The sequence below is a fragment of the Pseudomonas glycinis genome (genome assembly GCF_054871425.1).
This window is the reverse complement of sequence record NZ_JBTYHF010000018.1, coordinates 1-23,478: the sequence shown is the minus strand read 5'-3', so window position 1 is coordinate 23,478 and position 23,478 is coordinate 1. Positions and strand designations below refer to the sequence as shown.

General features: G+C 60.4%; 13 protein-coding genes, 1 rRNA gene and 2 pseudogenes. 5 read left to right on the top strand and 11 right to left on the bottom strand.

The features are described 5' to 3' along the window. Positions 1-108 precede the first annotated feature (108 nt). Positions 109-224, top strand: a 5S ribosomal RNA gene (gene rrf / locus ACYSTU_RS26815). 66 nt (positions 225-290) lie between these two features. Here the strand turns inward: rrf and ACYSTU_RS26810 are convergent. The 4 genes from ACYSTU_RS26810 to ACYSTU_RS26795 form a co-directional block, all read right to left on the bottom strand. Continuing rightward, positions 291-1,469: a PepSY-associated TM helix domain-containing protein gene (locus ACYSTU_RS26810; protein ID WP_499002706.1), complete on the bottom strand. Its 1,179-nt coding sequence runs from the start codon at positions 1,467-1,469 to the stop codon at positions 291-293. A gap of 75 nt (positions 1,470-1,544) precedes the next feature. Beyond that, a complete protein-coding gene (locus tag ACYSTU_RS26805) occupies positions 1,545-4,046 on the bottom strand; it encodes a TonB-dependent siderophore receptor (protein WP_136494202.1) in 2,502 nt (833 codons plus the stop codon). Positions 4,047-4,133: 87 nt separating this feature from the next. After that, on the bottom strand, positions 4,134-5,135 hold the full coding sequence (locus ACYSTU_RS26800; protein WP_499002702.1) for a FecR domain-containing protein: 1,002 nt from the start codon (positions 5,133-5,135) through the stop codon (positions 4,134-4,136). Then, positions 5,135-5,635 (bottom strand): sigma-70 family RNA polymerase sigma factor, encoded by a 501-nt coding sequence (locus ACYSTU_RS26795; RefSeq protein ID WP_499002699.1) that lies wholly within the window; start codon positions 5,633-5,635, stop codon positions 5,135-5,137. Before ACYSTU_RS26795 ends, ACYSTU_RS26800 begins: the two co-directional genes overlap by 1 nt. Before the next feature lie 262 nt (positions 5,636-5,897). Between ACYSTU_RS26795 and ACYSTU_RS26790 the strand changes: the two are divergent. Then, positions 5,898-6,974, top strand: a pseudogene (locus tag ACYSTU_RS26790) (HAMP domain-containing protein); the annotation flags it as partial. Positions 6,975-7,043: 69 nt separating this feature from the next. Next, positions 7,044-7,829, top strand: a complete 786-nt coding sequence (locus ACYSTU_RS26785) for a methyl-accepting chemotaxis protein (protein WP_370593577.1) — start codon at positions 7,044-7,046, stop codon at positions 7,827-7,829. Between the two features lie 126 nt (positions 7,830-7,955). Here ACYSTU_RS26785 and ACYSTU_RS26780 read toward each other — a convergent pair whose 3' ends face one another. The 5 genes from ACYSTU_RS26780 to ACYSTU_RS26760 all read right to left on the bottom strand — a co-directional run bounded on the left by ACYSTU_RS26780 (position 7,956) and on the right by ACYSTU_RS26760 (position 14,960). After that, positions 7,956-8,423, bottom strand: a complete 468-nt coding sequence (locus tag ACYSTU_RS26780) for an SRPBCC family protein (RefSeq protein ID WP_499002696.1) — start codon at positions 8,421-8,423, stop codon at positions 7,956-7,958. Between the two features lie 22 nt (positions 8,424-8,445). After that, entirely contained in the window at positions 8,446-11,838 is a 3,393-nt protein-coding gene (locus ACYSTU_RS26775) for an amino acid adenylation domain-containing protein (protein WP_499002694.1), read from the bottom strand. Positions 11,839-11,848: 10 nt separating this feature from the next. Beyond that, positions 11,849-12,778 carry a diiron oxygenase gene (locus ACYSTU_RS26770; RefSeq protein ID WP_217879110.1) on the bottom strand — a complete coding sequence of 310 codons (930 nt, stop codon included), beginning with the start codon at positions 12,776-12,778 and terminating at the stop codon, positions 11,849-11,851. Next, positions 12,775-13,551, bottom strand: coding sequence for a DUF3050 domain-containing protein (locus ACYSTU_RS26765; protein ID WP_041479717.1), 777 nt, complete (start codon positions 13,549-13,551; stop codon positions 12,775-12,777). The genes ACYSTU_RS26770 and ACYSTU_RS26765 overlap by 4 nt, the downstream gene beginning before the upstream one ends. 698 nt (positions 13,552-14,249) lie before the next feature. After that, positions 14,250-14,960, bottom strand: coding sequence for a GntR family transcriptional regulator (locus tag ACYSTU_RS26760; RefSeq protein ID WP_016772282.1), 711 nt, complete (start codon positions 14,958-14,960; stop codon positions 14,250-14,252). A gap of 196 nt (positions 14,961-15,156) precedes the next feature. Here ACYSTU_RS26760 and lapG point away from each other — a divergent pair, with 196 nt between their 5' ends. Together lapG and lapD are read left to right on the top strand one after the other, a co-directional pair. Next, positions 15,157-15,849, top strand: coding sequence for a cysteine protease LapG (gene lapG, locus ACYSTU_RS26755; protein WP_024011112.1), 693 nt, complete (start codon positions 15,157-15,159; stop codon positions 15,847-15,849). 14 nt (positions 15,850-15,863) lie between these two features. Beyond that, positions 15,864-17,810 carry a cyclic di-GMP receptor LapD gene (lapD, locus tag ACYSTU_RS26750; RefSeq protein WP_499002689.1) on the top strand — a complete coding sequence of 649 codons (1,947 nt, stop codon included), beginning with the start codon at positions 15,864-15,866 and terminating at the stop codon, positions 17,808-17,810. Positions 17,811-18,019: 209 nt separating this feature from the next. Here the strand turns inward: lapD and ACYSTU_RS26745 are convergent, their stop codons facing one another. Together ACYSTU_RS26745 and ACYSTU_RS26740 are read right to left on the bottom strand one after the other, a co-directional pair. After that, on the bottom strand, positions 18,020-18,358 hold the full coding sequence (locus tag ACYSTU_RS26745) for a hypothetical protein (RefSeq protein WP_016772279.1): 339 nt from the start codon (positions 18,356-18,358) through the stop codon (positions 18,020-18,022). 149 nt (positions 18,359-18,507) lie between these two features. After that, a pseudogene (locus tag ACYSTU_RS26740) lies at positions 18,508-23,478 on the bottom strand (LapA family giant adhesin); the annotation flags it as partial.

The following is a 23,478-nucleotide window of genomic DNA, read 5'->3' as shown; positions in this document are numbered from 1 at the left end:
AGATTAAATTCCGAAACCCCAATTGCGAAAGCAGTTGGGGTTTTGTTTTAGTAGAAGTTCCTGTTTTTGCTGGCTTGTTACCGTGTTGACGGGCCAGATAAAGAATTTCTTGACGACCATAGAACATTGGAACCACCTGATCCCATCCCGAACTCAGAAGTGAAACGATGTATCGCCGATGGTAGTGTGGGGTTTCCCCATGTGAGAGTAGGTCATCGTCAAGATTGAATTCCGAAACCCCTGTCTGCTAACGCAGACAGGGGTTTTGTCATTTAAGCGTGTACGAAAGATCAGGCCGTTCTGCGACTCTTGCTGCTGCGTCTTGCCTGCCACTTGCGCCACCAGATATAAACTCCCGTCCCTGATAACCCCGCAATCAACACACCCAGTACCGCGATCATTACCTGCCCTGTCACCCCGATGATCCGTCCTCCATGTATGGGCAACTGAAGTCGATAGAACTGCTCTCCAAGCGTGCCCTGTCCCGCGATCTCCTGTCCCAATAATCGGCCATCGGTACCGTGAAAGAACAACCAGGATTTTCCATGGGCGTCCGTATCGTGCTGTCCAAATCCTGCGCCGTAGAAGTTGTACTCAAAGCTGTAATACAACTCGCCGATTGCCGCCGTCAGTCCTAATCGTTCCCCTTCCTGCAATGCCCTTTCGTACGCCTGTTGATAACTCAACTGTGTCGTCCCCAGTTGATCGGCGGGCATTCGTCCTCTGGCTTCATATACGCTCGGCTCGACGGGCGAAAACAAAGAAACCGCAGGCTTGAATACCTGGCTCGGCAAGTTCATCGCCACGCTACTGACGGCGATCGGTAACAGCAGTAGCCACAACCACAATCCGCCAGCGCGATGCAGATCGAAGTTCAAGCGGTAGGCATGCCCGCCTTTGACCTTCCACGCAGTAGCCCACTTCTTCCAGAATGGCTTGCCACGCGGCAAGGTCAGCCACAATGCGACAAAGCAGTCGATCACCCACGCGATGGCCACCCCACCCATTAACAGCAGTCCCCAGTTACCGGGCAATGTCAGGTTGTAGTGAAACTCCAGAATGAACGGGATGAAGTTCTCCCGCTGAAAACAGCATTCACCCCAGTAGCGCGCGCCTTTTTGCTCCGCGCTGACCGGGTCCAGATAGAAAACCTGATTGCGCTCATCAAACGGCTGGCCCGTCGCCGGATCCTTACGGGGAACGGCCGCCAGCAGCGCCGTATGCCCCGTCTCATGGGGATACTCCATGTACCAGACTTGCAGTTTCGGATGCGCTGTCTGCACTGCATCTATCAACGCGCCCGGCGACAAGCGCTCACCCACTGACGTCGCCTCGTAAAACTGCGGATTCAGCCACTCGTCCAGTTCGTGATTGAACGCCAGCACACTGCCGGTCAGCCCGGCCAAAAATAAAAACACCGCAGTGGCCAAGCCAATGTACCGATGCAACAAAACCAGAAACGCACGCATACAAAACACCCCGAAGAAACGACAAAGCCAGCCCCTGATAGCAGGGGCTGGCTTTTTTACGCACAGGACATAGCTTTAGAACTGATAGCTGACGGTCGCCGCTACGTTGCGTTCTTCGCCCATGTAGCAGAAGTTCAGACTGGCGCAGGACGCGACATAGGATTCATTGGTCAGGTTGTTCGCGTTGAGCCGAACATCAACACCCTTCAAACCAATCTTGCCCAGGTCATAACCAATCGAGGCATCGAACAGCGTGTAAGACGGCACCTTCATCGTGTTCTCCGCATCGGCCCAGCTGTAGCCGACATAGCGCACCCCACCACCCAAGCGCAGCCCATCAAGTGCGGCGCTGTCGAACTTGTAGTCAGCCCACAGCGAGGCCATGTGGCGCGGCGCTTGAGTTGGCGAGTTGCCCTTGTTCTCGATGACATCGGTCGGCGTGCTCAAGGTGCTGATCATCGATTTGGAATACTCGATATCAGTGAAGGTGTAACTGCCGAGTACTTTGAAGTTATCGGTCAGTTGCATATGCGCTTCCAGTTCCAGACCTTGCGAGCGTACGGCGCCGACCGCGCGATAGAAGTTCTCCTGCGGTAGTTTGGTCGCGAGGTTTTCCTGATCGATGCGAAACAGCGAGGCGGTAAACAGGTTGTCAGTGCCCGGCGGCTGATACTTCAAGCCGACTTCCCACTGCGTGCCATCGGTGGGGGCCAGTGGATTGCCGGCGCTGTCGGCATAGGAGTTCGGGTTAAACGACTCGGAGTAGCTGATGTATGGCGCCAGACCGTTATCAAACAGATATAAAGCGCCGGCACGCCCAGTGAGTTTCGTGCGCCGATCATTGATCTCTGTACCCATCGGACGCCCCGCTTCGGCGATGCGGTTTTCATCGGATGTCTCGACCCAGTCCTGACGCAGGCCCAGCGAGAAGCGCCACTTGTCCATCTCGATCAGGTCTTGCAGATACACACCGGTCTGCTCCAGACGACGCAGATAGCTGGTGTCGCCGTACATCTCGATCGCCGAGTTGCCGTACACCGGATTGAACGCATTGATCGGCGCGAGGCCACCGCTGGTCCAGTCGACCACGGTTTTGCGCCGTTGATAATCCGCGCCCATCAGGACTGTGTGCTTGGTCGCGCCGGTGAAGAATTCGGCCTGCAGCATGTTGTCGACGATGAACGCATGCAGGCGCTCATCACCGCCGGTGTAATAACGGTTCAGTTCATTGCTGGTCGGGGTGGTCCAGCCATAGGCGTAGACCTGATCCATGTTCACTTTGGAATCGAGATAGCGGAAGTTCTGCCGGGCGGTGAAGACATCGTTGAAGCGATGTTCGAACTGATAGCCGAACGATTGCTGGTCACGAGAGTAGCCGTCGATCCCCGGTTCGCCCTCGAAGAAGCGCGGCGAGATGCGCTCGCCATTGCGCTGATGGATCGTGCCGTCCGCCGGAACGCCGCCGTGGTAACCACCGTCCGGATCGTGTTGCAGATAGGCCTGCAGGGTCAACGAGGTGTCTTCGCTGAAATCGATGCTCAGCGTCGGCGCAAGGGCGAAGCGTTTTTCCTTGTTGTGATCGAATTGCGTGTCGGACTGATCGCTCAATCCGGTCAGACGATAGGCAATGCGCTTGTCGTCATCGACCGGACCGCTGAAGTCAAAACCAACCCCACGCTGGCCTTGCGTCCCCACTGTCGCCTGCACCTGATGGTAGGCCTCATACAACGGCTTTTTGCTGGTCAGCGCGACCAGACCGCCGGGCGAGCTACGGCCGTACAGCACCGATGACGGGCCTTTGAGAATATCCACGCGTTCAAGGAAATACGGATCGACCTGCATGGTGCTGTAGGTGCCGCTGTCGCCCATCGACTTGAGGCCGTCGAGGTAGATGTTGTCCACCGAGCCGTCGTTGAAACCGCGCATCGCCACGTAGTCGTAACGATGGGTGGCGCCATACGGGTTGGTCAGCACGCCCGGGGCGTAACGCATCGCTTGCGAGACGGTTTGCGAGCCTTGGTCATCCATTTGCTCACGCGTCACCACCGATACGCTTTGCGAAGTTTCCAGCAGGGCGGTACTGGTCTTGGTGGCGATCTGGCTGTGCGTGGCGTTGTAGCCGGCCATGCTGCCCAGCGCGTTGCCGAGGGCGAAACCTTTGATGTCGGTGGTCGGCAAGGCCAGTGCTTCGCTTTCAGCCAGTGGACGCAGGATGTAACTGCTGCCGTCCTGGCTGACTGCTTCCAGCCCTGAGCCGCCAAGCAAATGGCTCAAGGCCTGGTCGGTCGAATATTCACCCTGCACGCCGGGAGATTGCTGACCTTGAGTCTGTTGCGGCGTCATCGCCAAGGTGATGCCGGCCTGCCGGGCAAACTGATTCAACGCCTCGCCCAATGGCCCGGCAGCAATGTTGTAGCGGTGGCTGATCTCGGTGCCGGTGTTGGCGGCCAGACTCAGGCTCGGTAATACGCTGACGCCCAGCGCGGTGGTCAGCAGTGCCGCCCGAACCGCATGGCGCAGTAGTGTCGATTCTGCAGTGAAATTCAGAGGGTTCTTACAAGTGGCGCGGACAGTCATTGTGGATTTCCGTAGGCAGTCGCGAGGGCTGATTTGAAGTGCTTACTGACTAAGCCGGACTGCCTGGAAAAACCCGCCAAAAAAATTTCACACCGCATGCTCAAGGGTCACCCACCAGCGGGTGCGATAGCGCAGTTGCACCGGCAACGTCTGCGGCAGAATCGCCAGCAGCCTGTCGGTGTCCTCCAGACGAAACACTCCAGAGAGGCGCAGGTCTGCGATCTCCGCCGAACAATTGAGATAACCCGGGCGATAACGGCCGACTTCAGCGAGGAAGTCACCCAGCCGCATATTGCGCGTGACAATCAAACCGTCGAGCCAGGCGCCCGCATCCATATCCGGCGTCGGCGCTGCGCGCAAACCGCTTTGATCGACCAGAAAACTCTGCCCGGCGAGTGCTTCGAGGGAATGACCGCCAGCGCGAACCAACACCCGGCCACGGGTAACGCTGAGCCGCGTGCACTGTTCTTCCTGACGCAAAATGAAACGCGCATCGAACGGCGCATAAGTGCCGTGGCGATTCTGTATGCGCAGCGGTCGATCGGTCGCCGCGCCCTCGTCAGAGCCGCCGCAGGTAACGATGATCTCGCCACGGGTCAGTTTGATCAGGCGCTGCTGCGCGGTGTAATCCAGATCTACGGCGCTGGCGGTGTTGAGTTCGATGCGCGTGCCGTCGGGCAACTGGAAACCGCGCCGTTCGCCGGTCGCCGTCGCGTAGTCGGCACTCCATTGCTGCCAGGCGGCGCTGTCCTTGGCCAGCCACGCGGCGGAGCCCATCAACAGCGCGCCCGACAACAACTTCAAGGCTTGGCGTCGGCCCAGCCCCTGCGCACTGTTTTCCAAGGTGTTGAAAGCGACCTGCGCACCCGGCACGGCGCGCAGACTGGAGTTCAATTCGGCTTGCAGCGACTGCACCCGCTGCCAGGCGATTTCATGTTCGTGATGCTCGGCGCGCCACTGCTCGCATTGGCGAGTCAGCCGCGAATTGCCGTGGTTGTTGCGCAGCCGCAGCAGCCAGTGAATCGCTTGCTTGACCACCTGTTGGCGCGGTTCGACGCGGCGAGCGAGTGAGAGGTTATCCACAGGCATCAGCTTTCATACCGCAACACATAGCAGTGATACAGCGCATCGGCGACGTAGCGTTCCACTGAACGTACCGACACGCCCAACTGCTCGGCGATCTGTTTGTGCGTTAACCCTTCGCACTGCGCCAGGAGAAATGCCTGACGCACTTTCGGCTTAAGTCCTTCGAGCATGCGCGCAATGCTTTCCAGCAGTTCCAGCACCAACGCGCGCGATTCGGCGTCAGGTACTTCGCCTTCAGGCAAGTGAGCAATGGTCTTCAGATAGGCCCGCTCGATTTCCTCGCGGCGCCAATGATCGATCACCAGACCGCGCGCGATGGTTCGCAGGAAAGCTCGGGGCGCTTTCAGTTCGAGGCGTTCGGTGCGTTGCAGCAGGCGCAGGAAAGTGTCCTGAGCCAGATCCGCTGCATCCGCTGCGTTGCCCAGGCGCGCGCGCAGCCAAGCGTTGAGCCAGCCGTGATAACTACTGTAAAGCGCCTGTACGACCAACTCAGGAGAAGACATGACCACGCCAGCCCGAACGTCACAAATGATAATTAGTCGCATTGTCATCAAGGGTTACAGATTTTGCAACTGTCGCCCCCCATGTCGATGCGAAAAATTCCCTCGCAGCCGCTCTGCCACGCCGTTCGGCGGGAATCCTGCACAAACCCCGTCCATTTCTCACGCGCCCCTAAGATTTCTCCGCCGCTGGCCGACAGACTGGTGAGAAATGCGTGCACCAAAGTAGAGCGGCCGGAAGAACGCTGCCTGCGCCGTACATGGAATGTTGCATCCGGAAACGCATCCCCACTTTTGGCATAAGAAGTCCCATGAAATGAATCTCAAGTTCAGCCATAAAATCCTCCTGGCCGCTTCGGGCGTCGTGGTCCTGGCGTTCGCGTTGTTCACGCTCTACAACGATTATCTGCAGCGAAACACCATTCGCCAGAACCTGCAGTCCTCCGTGCAACAGGCCGGTGACCTGACCGCCAGCAGCGTGCAGAACTGGATGAGCGGGCGCATTCTGGTGCTGGAAAACCTCGCGCAGAACGTTGCCCATCAAGGCAGGAATGCCGACTTGCCGGGTCTTGTCGATCAACCGGCCTTCACGTCGAACTTTCAGTTCACTTATGTCGGGCAGGCCAACGGTGTCTTCACCCAGCGCCCCGATGCGAAGATGCCGGACGGTTACGATCCGCGTCAGCGGCCTTGGTACAAGCAGGCCGTGGCCGCCGATAAAACCATGCTGACCCCGCCGTACATGGCGGCCGTCGGTGGCCTGGTGGTGACCATCGCCATGCCGGTGAAAAAGGACGGTGAATTGCTCGGTGTGGTCGGTGGTGACCTGAGCCTGGAAACCCTGGTGAAGATCATCAACTCGGTGGACTTCGGTGGCCTCGGCCATGCGTTTCTGGTCAGTGCCGACGGTCAGGTGATCGTCAGCCCGGACAAAGATCAGGTAATGAAAAACCTCAAGGACATCTACCCGAACACCAGCGTGCGCATCGAGAAGGGCAACCAGAACGTGGTGCTCAACGGCCAGGAACGCATTCTCTCGTTCACCCCGGTCAGCGATCTGCCGAATGCGCAGTGGTACATCGGTCTGTCGATCGATCGCGACAAGGCCTACGCCGCACTCAGCCAATTCCGCACCTCGGCGTTGATCGCCATGTTTGTCGCGGTCGCGGCGATTGCGTTACTGTTGAGCCTGTTGATCAACGTGTTGATGCGTCCGCTGACCACCATGGGCCGCGCGATGAAAGACATCGCGCAGGGCGAGGGCGATCTGACCCGGCGTCTGGTGGTCGAGAGCAAAGACGAGTTCGGTGAACTGGGCAGCGCGTTCAACCAGTTCGTTGAACGGATTCACGCATCGATTTCCGAAGTGTCGTCGGCGACCCGTCACGTACATGACCTGTCGCAACGGGTGATGGCTTCGTCCAACGCTTCGATCGTCGGTTCTGACGAGCAAAGTGCGCGCACCAACAGCGTCGCGGCGGCGATCAATCAGCTGGGCGCCGCCACTCAAGAGATCGCGCGCAACGCGGCGGATGCTTCGCAACACGCCAGTGGCGCTTCCGAGCAGGCCGATGATGGTCGTCAGGTGGTCGAGCAGACCATTCAGGCGATGACCGAGCTGTCGCAGAAGATCAGCCTGTCGTGCACGCAGATCGAAACCTTGAATGCCAGCACCGACAACATCGGCCACATCCTCGATGTGATTAAAGGCATCTCGCAGCAGACCAACCTGCTGGCGCTCAACGCTGCTATCGAAGCCGCGCGTGCCGGTGAAGCCGGGCGCGGTTTTGCCGTGGTCGCCGATGAGGTGCGCAACCTTGCGCATCGCACCCAGGAATCGGCGGAAGAGATCCACAAGATGATCACCTCGCTGCAGGTCGGCTCGCGCGAAGCGGTGAGCACCATGAACGCCAGTCAGGCGTCCAGCGAGCAAAGCGTGGAAGTGGCGAATCAGGCCGGTCTGCGTCTGGTCAGCGTGACCCAGCGCATCGGCGAAATCGACGGTATGAACCAATCGGTTGCAGCGGCGACTGAAGAGCAGACGGCGGTGGTGGAAACCCTCAACGTCGACGTCAACCAGATCAACCTGTTGAACCAGCAGAGCGTGGCCAACCTCAACGAAACGTTGAAGGATTGTGATGCGTTGTCGCAACAGGCGAACCGGTTGAAGCAGTTGGTCGACAGTTTCAAGATCTGATTCACAGATCGCAGACCGCGTTATCGTTCTTCGCGAGCAGGCTCGCTCCCACAGGGAAATGCATTCCAAATGTGGGAGCGAGCCTGCTCGCGAAAGCGGCGGTTCAATCACCGCCAAACCGATGCCTTAAACAAACAGCTTCAGCACATTGCCCATCGCATCATCGGCAAACCCCTGCACGAAATCCCTGAACCCCGGCAATGCTTCATCCCCACCCGCAGCCGGTTCGGCAATGATCGTCCAGGTCGCTCGCGACTTCTCTGCGCTCAGCGATTCCACTTGCATCGCCGCCCACAGATTCGCCACCCCCAACGTGTTGTAGATCGTCGTCCAGGTCATGCGCCGCGCCTGTTCATCGCGCGAGTTGAGTTGTTCGACCACGACGTTGCCGTCCTTGAAGACTTTCTTGCGCAGCGAAGACACGCCTTCGCCGGTCATTTCGGTGTGCGACAGCGCTGGAATGAATCGTTCGAAGCCAGCGAAATCGCCAACGATCGCCCAGACTTGTGCCGCGTCCCCCGGCACTTCCACCGACGACACAACGTGGCAGCCTTGCGGGTTTTTGATCAGGGTGTCGGGTTGCAGATTGCTCATGGTGTTACTCCTTGTGGATGAGTCAGATGAAGTTGATTTCTTTCAGGTAGTCGCAGCCGCGACGCAGCAGCGCCGGGGATTTCTGTGGGTAGTGCGCGCCCATCTGCCGCACGCCGGCCTCGGCGTTGGCGTGACCGATCAGGGAGATGTCGCCGATGTCTTCTTCGAAGCCGTTGAGGTAGAAACCGAGCACGCCGAACAGCGCGTTGTCGGCGTCGACCCGGTTCAGTTGCTGTTGCCAATCGGCGACGCTGACCAGCGAAAATTCGCTGCCGGTTTCGCGGAACGAAGCGACGTAGGCATCCCAGCTCAGCGGCTCGGGGTTGTGCAGATTGAACACCGCGCGATCCGCTGAATAACGGCTGGCATGGAAGGCGATGAAGCGGGCGAGAAAGTCCACCGGCATCAGGTCGAAATTCAGCGCGAAGGCCGGCACCTGTCCGAGCTGGATCGAGCCTTTGAGCATCAGCATCAAACGGTTTTTATGCGGCTGGCAAACGCCGCTGAGGCTGTTGAAACTGATGTTGCCGGGGCGATACAGATTGACCCGAACACCACGCTCGCGCGCCCGTTCGAGGATGCGTTCGCCGACCCACTTCGACAGGTTGTAGCCGTTGCGAATGTAGATCGGCGGCGTCGCGGCGGCGGGTAGTTCCAGCACTCGACCGGCGTCATCCACGGTGCTGGATGCCGACAGGGTCGAGACGAAGTTGAAGACCTTTTTGCGCTGCCCTTCGCACAGCTTCAGCAGGGCGAAGATCGGCTCGACGTTATCCGCCGCCAGGGACTCGTAATCGAGCACGTGGTTGACGTTCGCGGCGTTGTGCACCAGTGCGCCGAACTCGCGATCCAGGCGCTGATAATCCTCATCGCCTAGGCCCAGTTGCGGACGGCTGATATCAGCTGCATAAACCCGCACACGGCTCAGGTCGAGGTGCTCCAGCCGGTTCTCGCGCAGTGCCTGAGCGAAGCGTTGCGCCGCCATTTGCCCGGCGCCGTCGCGGACCAGACAGGCCACTTCGCTGGCGCCCCAACCGAGCAGCGCTTCGACGATGTGCACGCCGACAAAACTGTTGGCACCGGTGACGATGACCTTGTGCACATCGCCCATGCGGCTGATCGGCAGCGGTTCGATGTCCAGCGCGCGCTCGGCGTCGGCCATGGCCTGAGCGCTGAGCACGGCGCTGTCATCGGTGCCGCGCACCAGCGTCGCCAGTTTGCTGATAGTGGGCAGTTCGATGAAGCGATTGATCGAAATGCTTCGGCCGAATTCCTCACGCAAGCGCAGCAACATCCGCGACAGCAGAATCGAATGACCGCCGAGATTGAAGAAGCTTTCGTCAGTGGAAATGTCGCTGGTCGGCAGCTCCAGCAATTCGGCCCAGACCTCAAGAAGCAGCGCTTCGTCAGCATTGGCCGGCAGGCATTTCGCAGCGCTGTCCTGGACCGTCACCGGCAATGCCAACAGCGCCTTGCGATCGACTTTGCCGTTACTGGCGAACGGCATCTGCGCCAGTTCGGTCCACGCTCCCGGTTGCATGTAGTCCGGCAGAAACTGCCGGGCGTGAGCCTTCAATGCGTCGCGGGCAGTCTCGGTCTGTGGCTGGGCGATAAACGCCAGAATGCGCCGCTGACTGTCGATGACCACGGCAATCTGCCGATACAAGCGGCTCTCGCGCAGGCAGCGTTCGATCTCTTCCGGCTCGACGCGGAAGCCACGGATTTTCACCTGATTGTCGCGCCGCCCGCACAGCTCGATACCGTGCTCGCCCCACTTGGCCATGTCGCCGCTGCGGTAGGCGCGCAGGGTTTCGCCGCCGGGCAGTGACAGGCTCAGATAACGCTCGGCGGTCTGCTGCGGATTGTTCAGGTAACCGAGGCAGACACCGGGGCCGACGATGAACAGCTCACCGACGGTTTGATCGGGCACCGGTTGCAGATCGTCGTCGAGAATCAGCACCCGACTGTTGGCGATCGGCCCTCCCAGCGTGCGGTTGCTGTCGCCCGGTTTGAGCTGGCGCGCGGTGATCAGCACGGTGGCTTCGGTCGGGCCATACAGGTTGTGCAGGGTGCCTTGGCGGGTCAGTTGCTCGATGACGTACGGCTCGCAGACATCACCGCCGGTCATCACCTGCACGCCCTCCAGTTGCTCCAGTGGCAGGATGCTCAACAGCGCTGGCGGCAAGAAGGCGTGGGTCAGTTGCCGCCGGCGAATCAGCGCAATCAGCTGCAAAGGATCGCGGCGCTGGGTGTCGTCGGGCACGACCAGTTCCGCCCCTGCGAGCAGGCTGGGGAAGATGTCGATCAGCGAAGAATCGAAGCTCAGCGAAGAGAACTGCAACACCCGACTCTCTGCGTGCGGCTGCACGTAGTCGGCGTACCACGCGGTGAAATGGGCGAGATTGGCCTGGCTGAGCAGCACGCCTTTCGGATGCCCGGTGGTGCCCGAGGTGTAGAGCGCCATGCACGGTGCATCAAGTTCCGGGCGGTGCTGCATCAGCGGCCGGTCGAGATCGGCGTTCGGCGCTTCGATGTCACTGACATCCAGCCCCGCTATCGACTCGCTGAGCGCCTGCTGTCCATCGTGAAGCAACAGCACCGCGCCGGCGTTTTCCAGGATGTATTGCTGGCGCTGCAAAGGATGGCTCGGCTCCAGCGGCAAGTACACCGCGCCGCTGCCGAGAATCGCCAGAATCGAGGCGAACAGTGCCGGGCTTTTGCCTTGGCAGACAGCGACTACCCACGGCTGCGGATGTTGCTCGAGCAAGGGCAGCAACCGCTGCTGGATCGCCCGGCTGTGGGCGTGCAATTGGCGGTAGCTGATGGACTGTCCGCGGAGGTGCAGCGCCGGTCGTTCGGCATGTTCGATCAGGCTTTGTCGCAGGCGCTCGATCAGCGGGATCTGCGCTTGTTGCAGCAGCGCCGGATTTGCCGTGTCGTTGAGACGGTGGACATACGCCAGTTTGTCGAGAAACAGCAGATCTTCCAGCCGTTCGAAATCCGGCGCTTTGAGGGCCGGGGCATGCCTCAAATAATCGGCATCGCGGGAAAAGCGGCTGACCAGCAACGCCACTTCGTCGACCACATGGGCGAGCGCTCGTTGGCGTAGCGACTGACCGTTGCCGGACGGCTCATCGCCGATCGGCACACGGCTGATCAGCGACGAGCCGAGAAAGCACAGCAAGTCGAGGGTCGGCAGGCCGCCATGCTCTTGCGCGGCGACACCCAGGCGCAGGTGCAGATGCGGGATGGCGCAGAAGTCGCCGGCAGCGATAAAACCATCGTCGATGATCAGATCCACCGCCGTTTGAGCCATGCCGCTGCGGGTCACAGCATGGCCATGCTGTTCGAGTTCCCGGGCCAGGTCGGTCATGGCCTGGCCGGCGCCGGTGAGCAAAATGTCGAGACGTTTCATGTCGGTCTCCTCAAACCAGATAGTCGCGCAGGGCGTGCTGCACGCACGGTGTGTCGAGCAGCGAGCTGTTGTGGAAAAACCTGACGATGTTGCCCACCAGCGGGTGGTGGCGATTGATCGGGAAGGCCAATCCGGCAATTTCTTCGCGCAGTGAATGGCGCGTGGTTTCGCTGACCGGCAGCGCATCGATCAGGCGCAAATCGAAGGACTTCTGGATGTCGTTGGTCAGGTAATGGCCGATGAACACCGGGAGAATCTGCGCGATGGTTTCGCGGTCCGTGTCGCTGGCGGTGTGCCAATAGATGCGCACCATCCGCGCCCAGAAACTCGAGTGGCGACCCTCGTCGAGCAAGTGGTCGGCCATCAGGCCCTTGATCGACGGCTTGACCGAATCGTCGCGGGCGAACGCCGCGACATCGCCGGTCACGGTGTTTTCGGCGATCGCCACGCAGATCAGTTCCACCGCGCTGCGCAGGTGGTCCGGAGCCAGCGCAACGGCGGCGGGAATCGCCCGGCTCAATTCGATTTCGTCGGGCAACGGAATCGGTTCGATACCGGTCAGTGCCACCGTTTGCTGCATGAAATCCATGGCCACCAGCGCGTGGTAATCCTCATCGACCACCACGGTCATCGCGTCGTAACGACAGGCGAACGGGAACGCCACGGCGAAGCGATTCTTGGCAATGCTGCGGGCGGTCTTGTCGACGATTTCCGTCTCGAAAATCACTACGTCGTTGATGAATTTGTACAACGTCTGCACCAGGGCGAAATCACGTTGCTGTGGGCATTCACGCAGGAAGGTTTCGCTGAGCACCAGCGGCTGGCGGCTGAGCGGGTAGATCAGGCGCTGATCGTCTTCCAGCAGCCGCCGTGGACGGGTGCGGATGGTCGCGCGGCTTTCCCAGGCCTCGGCGAAGGATTGATAGTCGGCAGCGTTCATTGGGCTACCTCGGCAACTTCCACGCCCATGCTCAGGCGCAGCCCGTCCCACAAGGCGATGCGGCTTTCCACGGCGGCGATGGCGCTGGCGTAAACCTCGGCTGCGCGCTGCGGATCGCCGTCCACCAGACGCTCCAGCAACTGCTCGGCGGCGGGGCCGTGATCTTCGGAATCGACTTCGATATGCCGTTGCAGGTAGTAACGGAAAGTCGGTGCCTGTTCGATGCCGATGCCCCAGTCATCGAGGATGCGCTGGAACATTGTCGGAATGACGCTCTCGCGACCATGCAGGAACGCGGCGGCAACGCTGTGTCCCGGCGCCTCCAGGGCAATGCGCAAGGTATCGCGGACAAACTGCGCGGCCGCCGGGTCGACGTCGACGCTCTGCAACGCGACGTCATAACTCACGCCTTCCTGCTGCAGGGCGACAAAGCGCTCTACCGCCGTGGTGCTCGCGCCGACTTCGCGCATCGCATCCAAGTACAACTCGAAGTGGCTGTAGTGGCCGGCATCGAGGCGATCGTCCGATTCCTCGCCCAGCACGATCTCGTTGATCAACCGCGCCGCGTGGGGATCGCGCGGCGGCAACCAGGGTAAACGCGTGCAGGTCAGTTCCTGTTGCAGGCGCTTGGTCAGCGACATGAAGTCCCATACGGCAAATACATGGGTTTCCATGAAACGGCGTAATACCGATAACGAAGTAATCTCGGAAAAGATCGGGTGAATACTCAGTTCGGCTTTCTTCAGGGCGAGTTGCTGCTTAGTGGGCATCATGATGTCCTTTATCATTGATTGGAGTGCACGGTTCTTTTCAGTTGCTATAAGCGGTCGCGCAAGTTGGATAGCAAGTTAGTCGGGCAAATATTGATTGCGCTGTGGCGCCGTTGCGGCGCCACGGGTGCTGCGGTTGTTACGTGAGGTATGCCGCGCTGAACGGCGACGTTCAAACCTGGCGAGAGAAAAACTAATACAGGGCAAATGCATTTAACAAGTTTATTTTCAATTATTTTAAGTTCGCTGTTTTTTGAATATGAGAGTTACCGATAAAACTTTCAGACCAAGTTTTATTAGGGCGTAGTTACTCCTTTCGGCTAATAACGGCCAAAATCGATAACAAGAGTGAATGCCTCACTCGAAGCAACTTTTAAACAAGGGAAGTTTATGAATTCAAAGGGGGCGAAAGTTGGCCGGGACCGGCGCCATGACTTCCTGTTTCCCGTGACAAGGCTCCTTCCGTAGGTTCCTGTTGCGGGGACTGTGCCGTCAGGGCGGCGCGTCCCCGTTCTGTAGGGGTGGCGCTGGAAGAGTGCGGGTAAATTGCCGTCACGGCTATTACCGATTGGTCATCGGCGGGCAGCAGAAATGCGTCGGCAGGGCCGGGGCGGGCACCAGCGGGCACGCCGATCCGCTGCCAGAGCCGGCAGCAGAGCGGTCGCGAAGATTTGTAAGGGGATTATTCGACGTACGAGATATCAGCGTGCGGTGTGACGCTTCTGTGCGGCGGGAGTCGCCAGGTAGCGGGTGATCACCTCAACGCCACGGTTGAGGTGCTGCTCCAGCATTGCGAGCGAGCGCGGTATGTCCCGCTCGATTACGGCCTGAAGCATGGCGCGGTGGTCATCCTGGGACAGCTTGCCCAAGCCCATCGCTTCCAGATTGAACCGCAGAAAACGTTCCTCTTCGTTCAGGCCGTCCTCCACCAGTCGCAGCAGTCGCTGGTTGGGCGCCTTGCTGTACAGGGCCATGTGAAAGAGACGGTTGAGGCGGCCGATTTCGTTGTAGTCGTGCTGCGCTTCCAGTTCGTCGATGTAGCCGGCGGCGAGTTGATGCTCGGCCTCAGTCAGCAGCGGAATGGACTGCCGCAATGCCTCGGATTCGAGCAGAATGCGCAACTCGTAGGTTTCAGCGGCATCGCCCTGGATCAGCGGGGCGACCACGGCGCCTTTGTGCGTAGTGACGCTAAGCAGCTCCTGCGCTTCGAGCTGGCGCAAGGCTTCGCGCACCGGCATGCGGCTGACCCCGAACAGATCGGCCAGATCCTGCTGGCGCAGTGCAGTGCCACAGGGCAGGCGGCCATCGAGAATGGCCGAGCGCAGAGTTTCTTCGATCACCGACCGGGCCAGATGCGCAGGAATCGGTCCTTCGACTTTGATGCTGTGCAGCGGTTTGGGCTTCTGAGTCACGACAACACACCCTGTAGGTCGCAATATTTGGATCCAAATGACACTAGTGATTGCTCTACAGGTTGTCAAACCTTGTAAAACGTTGCGCGGCAATCTCAAGTCTAGCGCGTCTTCGATGATCTCACGGTGCCATTGTTTTTTGCCGGGCTAAGCTTCACCATCAAACGCTTCCTTTCTGTCCTTCTGGAAACCTGCAGTGGCGGTACGTTTCGCGATCCCTCGGACCTTGCGCTGGCTTGGCTGCGCATTGCTGCTGGCCGGCGTCATGCTGGGCGGTCTGCACGCCGATTGGGATTTTTCCGCGATCAGCCGCAAGGCCACTGCTCTCTATGGGCCACTGGGCGCGGGGCAGCAGCGCATCGATGCCTGGCAGAATCTGCTGGCCACGCAGAAGCAGGTCAGTGAGATGGACAAGCTCAAGGTGGTGAACCTGTTCTTCAACAAGCAGGTGCGTTACGTCGAAGACATCGATCTGTGGCGCGAAGTGGATTATTGGGAAACCCCGATCGAAGCCCTGTGGAAGGGCGCCGGTGACTGCGAAGACTACGCCATCGCCAAGTATTTCAGCCTGCGCCATCTCGGCGTTTCCAGTGACAAGCTGCGCATCACCTACGTCAAGGCGCTGCGCCAGAACCGCGCGCACATGGTGTTGACGTACTATGCGACCCCCGATGCCATGCCGCTGGTGCTCGACAGCCTGATCGATCCGATCCAGCCGGCGTCGCAGCGGACCGATTTGCTGCCGGTCTACTCTTTCAATGCCGAAGGTCTGTATCTGCCCGGCGCCAAGGGTAATAAAAAGGTCGGCGACACCAAACGCCTGTCGCGCTGGCAGGATGTGCTGAAAAAAATGCAGGCCGAAGGTTTTCCGGTCGAGACGACTAACTAGGAGCACGCGCTCAGATGTCTTTGTTCAAACAGCTGTTGATCGCTATCTGTCTGTTCCTGGTCGTGGCCTTCACCGGCAGCTTCATGGTCAGCCTGGAGAGCTCGCGCACCCAGTACGTCAATCAGTTGCGCTCCCACGCACAGGACGCGGCGACGGCGCTGGCATTGTCGCTGACGCCGAATATCGACGACCCGGCGATGGTCGAGCTGCTGGTCAGTTCGATTTTCGACAGCGGTTATTACGCGAGCATCCGCGTGGTCGACGTGAAGACCGAGCAGACCATTGTCGAGCGCAGCGGTGCCCCGGCGGTGAGCAATGTGCCGGACTGGTTCGTCAAACTGATCGGCCTCGAGCCGGCCGGTGGCGATGCGCTGGTCAGCCGTGGCTGGGAGCAGGCGGCGCGGGTCGAGGTGGTCAGCCATCCGATGTTCGCCGTGGCCAAGCTATGGCAGAGCGCACTGGGCAGCCTTGGCTGGTTGCTGATCTGCGGCGCATTGAGTGCGGTGCTCGGCGCGCTGTTGCTGCGTCGGCAGTTGAAGCCCCTCGATTACATGGTCCAGCAGTCCCATGCGATTGCCCGCCGCGAGTTTCTCAGCCTGCCGGATCTGCCGCGCACGCCTGAATTGCGTCGCGTGGTGCAGGCAATGAATCAGATGGTCGAGAAGCTCAAGACGCTGTTCCAGGAGCAGGCCGAGCGCAGTGAAAAACTGCGTACCGAGTCCTATCAGGACAACCTCACCGGCCTGGCCAATCGCCGCTATTTCGAGATGCAATTGAACAACCGCGTGAGCAACCCGGAGCAGGCCAGTTCCGGTTATCTGCTGCTGTTGCGGGTCAAGGACCTGGCCGGTCTCAACCAGCGTCTCGGCGGCCAGCGTACTGACCAATTGCTCAAGGCCGTCGGTGAGCAACTGACCCGCGAGTGCGCCAGATATCCACAAACCCAGGACTTGGTCACGCGTATTCGCGGCGGTGAATTCGCCGTGCTGGCGCCGGGGCTGGTGCGCGAGGAAGCGTTGCAGCTGGCGCAGAATCTCGACAATGCCTTGAGCAGCCTGCATGCCACCGGCGCGACCGACGTGCCGGCAGTGGCTTCGATCGGGCTGGCGCCGTTCGCTCACGGTGACTCCCCGCAAGCGGTGCTGACACTGGGCGATCAGGCGCTCGCACAGGCCGAAGGGCAGGGCGAGCAGAATTGGGCGTGCATCGATCAGAGTCTGGTGGCGGAGGTCGGTGACGACCATCACGCTTGGCATCGACTGCTGGATCAGGCCTTGAGTCAGCAGCGTTTCGAGCTGTACTTCCAGCCCGTGGTCGCTGCGCAGGACACGCAACTGGTGCTGCATTACAAGGTGCTGTCGCGCCTGCTCGACGAGCAGGGCCAGACCATTCCCGCCGGACGCTTCCTGCCGTGGCTGGAGCGCTTCGGCTGGACCGCGCGGCTTGACCGGCTGATGCTCGAACGCGTGCTGGAACAGATGAAAGGGCACGAGGATTCACTGGCGCTGAACCTGTCATCGGCAACGCTGGCCGATCCGCAGGCGTTGAACAAAGTCTTCGAGATTCTGCGCGCGCATTCCAATCTCGGCGCGCGTCTGACTCTGGAAATCGGTGAGGAGCAATTGCCTGAACAGGCGGTGCTGGAGCAGTTGACCCGACGCCTGCGCGAGCTTGGCTTCTCGCTGAGCCTGCAGCGCTTCGGCGGGCGCTTCAGCATGATCGGCAACCTGGCGCGGTTGGGTCTGGCGTATTTGAAGATCGATGGCAGCTACATTCGGGCGATCGATCAGGAGAGCGACAAGCGCCTGTTCATCGAAGCGATCCAGCGCGCGGCGCACAGCATCGATCTGCCGCTGATTGCCGAACGGGTCGAGACGGAAGGGGAGTTATCGGTGATTCGCGAGATGGGCCTGTATGGCGTGCAGGGGCAGTTGCTCGGTGAACCGAAGCCTTGGGGGTGAGCCAAGAAGCGCCCTCACCCTAACCCTCTCCCAGAGGGAGAGGGGACTGGCCGTGGGATATTTACGAGATACGCCGACGTGCAAGAGCTCCACTGAATCCAAAATCGACTCGATCTCTCAGGTCGATGGATAGCGCAAGACACCTCGATCGGCCCCCTCTCCCTCCGGGAGAGGGCTGGGGTGAGGGTAAGCTTTGGATCCTGGGAGGATCAGATCAACCCGCCCTCATCCTCATCGATCAACTGGCTCAACCCGCCCAGCGCTTCACGTGCCTGGGTGCGGTCCATCAGTTTGGCCTGGGCCGCCGCCGGCAGGTCAGTGACGCGGATCACGCCTTTCTGGGTCAGCACCTGAATCAGGTCGTCGAGTACCCGAATCATTTCAAAGTCGCTCTGCTTGAGCTGTTTGAGGCTGTTTTCCACGGCTTCGTTGGCGTACCACGCCTGAATTTCATGGTTATCGGCGGGCAGCGTTTCCGTGGCCTCGGCGTACGCCGCAGCTTCCACGCGAATCAACTGGCCCTGCGCATCGCGTTGCACGTAAAACATTAAGCATCCCTCACAAATGAACAGCGTCATGCTGTCAGCAGCATAGCCAACTGCGCGCCAGTATGCGGGGCGACGAACAAATCGTCACCGCTGCATTGCCCGCAAACGCGACGGCCGCCCCACAGGAGGCGGCCGTCGTTGTTTCAGCCTCAGCTGTTGTTGTGATCGACCTTGATGGTCGGGTCGCTGCCGGCAATCAGGTTGTGCAGGTTGGCGCTCGCCCAGTTGTTGCCTTCCAGTTTGATCGTCACGTCCGGCGTGGCCGCAGCGGCATCGCCCGAGTTGAATTTGCCCGCCGAGCTGACTTGCAGCGACGACGTGCCATCCACCGTGGTGATCTTCAGGAAGTTGTCGATCGTGCTGCCGGTCTCGCCCTGCAACAGGTCGCGCAGGTCGATGCGGTCGCCTTCGCTGGCTTTGAAATCCTTGATCACGTCGTTACCGGTGTCGCCCGATTTCCAGACGAAGGTGTCGCCACCGGAACCGCCGATGAGGATGTCGTTGCCCTGACCGCCGATCAGCGTGTCGTTGCCGGTGCCGCCGAGCAGGATGTCATTGCCTTTGCCGCCGTCGAGCAGGTCGGTGCCGCCCGAGCCGAACAGGATGTCATTGCCTGCGCCACCGAGCAGCGTGTCGTTGCCATCGTGCGCGCCGGATACATCAAACGCCTGATAGTGCTCGGTGATGTACTGGTGCACATTACTGGTGCTGACTTTGCTGACATCAACGCCGGTTTCCTTGGCGACGAACGCCTGCATCGCCTGGTAACCCTCGCCGGCAATGCCGTTGAAGCTGACCAGATCGCCGAACAGGATGTCGTTGCCTTCGCCACCGTTGACGGTGTCGTTACCCGGCATCGTCGCTTCGGTATGGCCGATGATCGAGTTGGCCAGGTCTTTCGGATCGATGTTGGTCTGCGGCGTTTTATCCGAATCGTAGGGTTTCAGGTCATCCAGAGTGACACCGCTGTTCAGACCAATGGCTTCAACGTTCGACAGGCCGTTGAGCAAGGCAAAGCCACTGGCCGAGTTGCTGCTCGTCGAAGAGTTGGTGCTGTTACCGGTACCTGCCAGGTTCGACAACTCGTAAGTGCCGTCGCCCTGCGCATGGATGGTGCCCAGATTGCTGCTGCTCCAGCCCCACCATGAGCTGTAGGTCTGCAGAGTCACGGTGCCGGCACTGTTGATCGTCAACGCATGGGTGTTGTCGATGTAGGTGCTGAAGGTGTCGCCCGGCTTGTAGTTGCTGGTTTTCACCACGTCATCGAGCTTCACGTTGCCATACAGCGTCGGGTTGGTTTGCTCACCGCTCTGGTAGTAGGTCGGCTGGCCGTCGGTGATGAAGTAGGTGAGGTTCTTCGCCCCGGTGTTGGCCACAGCGTCGGCGCTCTGGAACCAGTTGGCCGTGGTCTTGAACACGTCCTCGTAGTTGGTGCCGCCGCCGGAGCCCATCGAGTCCAGTACGGCTTTGAGTTGCGCCAGAGCGTTCGGGTCGTTGAGGTTCACCGACACCGACTTGTTGACCTGGGTATCGAAGTCCACCAGGAAAATGTTCACCGTGCCCGAGTTGCTGCCGCCCAGGCTTTGCTTGAGGCTGTTGAACACCGAAGTCAGCGAGTCCTTCGCGGCGTTCAGCGACGAACTGCTCATACTGCCGGAGCTGTCGACCATGAACGCAATGTTGTAGTTGGTGCCCGGGACCACGGTCAGGCCGCCGATGTCAGCGACGATGATGTCGTTGGCGTCGGTGCCGGTGACGGTGTCGTCACCCGAGGTGGCGGTGACCGCGTTGTACACCGCCGGCACCACTGTGACCGGAATGGTCGCGGTGCTGCTTGCCGAGCCGCCGACCTGTTCGGTGGACGTCGAAGTCACGGTCAGGTTGAACTGGCCGTTGTAGTAGGTTGGCGGGGTCACGGTCAGAGAGCCGAGGTTCCAGCCGGTGACGTTGGCTTCGCCATTGCTCGCGGTAACGGTGAAGGTATGACCCGCGCCATCGCTGAGCACCGAACCGACCGGTGCACCGCTGATCTTCACAGTCAGGGTTTCCGAGCCGTCGGTGTCGGTCAGCGCGGTGCTGATCGCTGACAGTTTCACCGTGGTGCCTTCAGCGCCGGTGTTGAGCTTGTAGCCGTCGTAATAACCTTCGCCGTTGGTGCCGTGCAGATCGGAGACGGTCACGCCCGAGTTGATCAGATCCTGCACACCGGTGTAGATCGGCACGCCGGCGTTGCTCAGATCGATTGGCGTGCTGCCATTGACCGACAGGTTGACGTCGTAGCTGCCCGGGCCGCTCTGGTTGTGGTGGTAGATATCGAGAGTGTAGTAACCGCTGGTAGTCGGGGTAAACGAACCGTTGATCGCACCGCCCGCGCCCCAGGTACCGGAAGCCACACTCTTGCCGCCAATGGTGATCAGCAGGCTGTCATCGGCCACGCCGCTGAAGCTGTAGGTTTTGCCGGCTTCCAGGTAGATCAGGCCCGAGGTCTTTGACGCCGTACCGGCGGCGACACTGCCGTCAGACTGCACGTTGGTGACGTTGCCGCTGGAGTTCGGTTTGCCGGCGGCGTCGATGACGTTTTTCAGGGTGGTCGAGTTAGCGCCGCTGCCGTCAGTGCCCAGACCCGACAGACCGGTCCAGACTTCCTTGATCAGGCCAGTGGATTTAACGCTGTTATCGGCCACGGCCACGGTCGGCGCATCCGCCACTGGCGTGATGTCGATCTTCACTGTGCCGGTGCTGCCCAGCGCTTGGCCATCGGTAGGCTGGAACTTGATCTGCGCGTAGTCCGCCTGATTGTTGCCCAGACCGGTGCCGCCGTAACCGTTGGTGCCCGACTCGTTGGCATCCGGCAGGAAACGCAGCTTGCCGGCGTCGATGTCGGCCTTGCTGAAGGTCTGGTTGTTGGCCACATCCTTCCAGGTCGAGCCGTCCAGATACTGCAGTTTGCCCTCGCCCGGCAACTGCGTGATCTTGATACCGAGGCTGCTCGCCGGGCTGTCGACATCGCTGACGCCGAAGGTCGACCAGCCGAGTACCAGCGGCGTGTCTTCGGTGCCGGTGACATTGCTCGGCGCGGCGACCGGTGCATCGTTGACTGCCACCACGTTGACCGTGGTGGTCGCAGTGTTCGAGTAGTTGCCGCCATCGGTCACCGTCACGGTGATGATGCGCGGCACGGTGCTCGGGTTTTCGCTGCTGTTGGTGAAGCTGATGTTCTTGATGGCCTGCATGTAGTCGGCCAGGGTCGCGTTACCCGAGAGGGTCAGGGTCACCGTGCCGTTGGTGCTGTTGGCATTGATGGTGATGCCGTTGACGCTGTTGCCCAGATTCAGCGCATCGCCGTCCTGACGGTTGGTCAGCACCACGGTGGCACCGGTCAGCATCGTGCTGTCCGGGTCGGTGATGCTGAGGTCGGTGTCAGCGATCGACACGCCGGCGCCCGGGGTGTTCTCGGTGAACGTCACCTTGTAATCGGCACCGGTCGCACCGCTGGAGTTGTTGGCGTCCAGATCGAGCACCGGTGGTGCATCGTTGTCGATGATCGAGGTGCTGACGCTGCCATTGGTGCTGCTGACCGCGAGGTTCTCGAAGTTGCCGCCGGTAGCCGAATCGATCTTGACCACGAAGTTCTCGGTGCCTTCGGTGATCTTGTCATCGAGGGTGGCGACGTTGAACTGCGCGCTGCTGGCGCCCGCCGGGATCTTCACGGTGTACACACCGGTGAAGTCCGAACCGTCGGCAGCAGTGCCGCTGTAGACGATTTTCAGGGTCACTTCGGTCTGCGCCGGGTGATTGAGGCTGACGGTGTAGCTGGCGGTCTGGCCTTCGGTCACCGAGCTGCTGCCAGTGATGCTGACGGTGGTGGTGTCGACGGTGTCGGTGACGCTGGTCACCGCTGGCGTGGTGCTCGGTACCAGTTTTTCGAAGTTGCCACCGGTGGCGCTGCTGATGGTCGCCTGCACGGTGCCGGCGTCTTTGTAGACGTCGTCAGCTGGCGCTGGAACGTTCACGGTGCCAGTGGTTTCGCCCGCTTTGATGGTGATCACCGCACCGTTCGACAGGGTCACGGTTACAGGCGAGCCAGCGGCGTTGGTCAGGGTCGCGGTGTAAGTGATCTGGCCACCTTCTGCCACCGAGTTACTGGCGCTGAGGGACAGGTTGGTGGTGTCGACGGTGTCGGTCACGGTGGTGCTGACCGGGGTCTTGTCGGCGACGAGGTTTTCGAAGTTGCCGCCGCTGACGTTGGTGATCGAGTTGGTCAGCGGAGCGTTGCCGGTCAGCGCATCGTTCGGTGCGACGGCGGTTACGGTGCCGGTGGTCTGGCCGACCGCGATGGTGATGTTCTGGCCGTTGGCCAACGTCACGACAACTGGCGAACCGGTGACGGGGGCGCCGACGGTGGCGGTGTAGACGACGTTGCCGCCTTCGGCCGCTGTGGCGGTTGCGCTCAGTTTTACGGTGGTGGTGTCGATGGTGTCGGTGACGCTGGTCACTGCTGGCGCGGTGCTCGGTACCAGGTTTTCGAAGTTGCCACCGGTAGCTTTGCTGATCGTGGCCTGAACAGAGCCGGCGTCTTTATAGACGTCGTCAGCTGGCGCTGGAACGTTCACGGTGCCGGTGGTCTTGCCGGCGTCGATGGTGATCACAGCGCCGTTCGACAGGGTCACGGTCACGGGCGAGCCAGCGGCGTTGGTCAGTGTCGCGGTGTAAGTGATCTGGCCACCTTCAGCCACCGAATTGCTGGCGCTGAGCGACAGATTTGTCGTGTCGGTAACGTCGGTGACAGAAGTCGAGACCGGAGTTTTGTCGGCCACCAGATCTTCGAAATTGCCGCCGCTGACGTTGGTGATCGAGTTGGTGATCGGAGCATTACCGGCCAACGCATCGTTCGCAGCAACAGCGGTTGCAGTGCCAGTAGTCTGACCGACGCCGATGGTGATGGTCTGGCCGTTGGCCAGAGTCACGACGACAGGCGAGCCAGTAACTGGCGCACCAACGGTGGCGGTGTAAGTCACAGTGCCGCCCTCAGCCACCGAAGTATTAGCCGACAGTTTGACGGTCGAGGTATCGATGGTATCGGTGACAGTCGTTACGGCCGGAGCTGTGCTCGGTACCAG

Bases quoted from the DNA above. Each gene is read 5' to 3' on its own strand.
- ACYSTU_RS26810 (WP_499002706.1), bottom strand. From the start codon at position 1,469: ATGCGTGCGTTTCTGGTTTTGTTGCATCGGTACATTGGCTTGGCCACT.
- ACYSTU_RS26805 (WP_136494202.1), bottom strand. From the start codon at position 4,046: ATGACTGTCCGCGCCACTTGTAAGAACCCTCTGAATTTCACTGCAGAA.
- ACYSTU_RS26800 (WP_499002702.1), bottom strand. From the start codon at position 5,135: ATGCCTGTGGATAACCTCTCACTCGCTCGCCGCGTCGAACCGCGCCAA.
- ACYSTU_RS26795 (WP_499002699.1), bottom strand. From the start codon at position 5,635: ATGTCTTCTCCTGAGTTGGTCGTACAGGCGCTTTACAGTAGTTATCAC.
- ACYSTU_RS26785 (WP_370593577.1), top strand. From the start codon at position 7,044: ATGGCTTCGTCCAACGCTTCGATCGTCGGTTCTGACGAGCAAAGTGCG.
- ACYSTU_RS26780 (WP_499002696.1), bottom strand. From the start codon at position 8,423: ATGAGCAATCTGCAACCCGACACCCTGATCAAAAACCCGCAAGGCTGC.
- ACYSTU_RS26775 (WP_499002694.1), bottom strand. From the start codon at position 11,838: ATGAAACGTCTCGACATTTTGCTCACCGGCGCCGGCCAGGCCATGACC.
- ACYSTU_RS26770 (WP_217879110.1), bottom strand. From the start codon at position 12,778: ATGAACGCTGCCGACTATCAATCCTTCGCCGAGGCCTGGGAAAGCCGC.
- ACYSTU_RS26765 (WP_041479717.1), bottom strand. From the start codon at position 13,551: ATGATGCCCACTAAGCAGCAACTCGCCCTGAAGAAAGCCGAACTGAGT.
- lapD (WP_499002689.1), top strand. From the start codon at position 15,864: ATGTCTTTGTTCAAACAGCTGTTGATCGCTATCTGTCTGTTCCTGGTC.
- ACYSTU_RS26745 (WP_016772279.1), bottom strand. From the start codon at position 18,358: ATGTTTTACGTGCAACGCGATGCGCAGGGCCAGTTGATTCGCGTGGAA.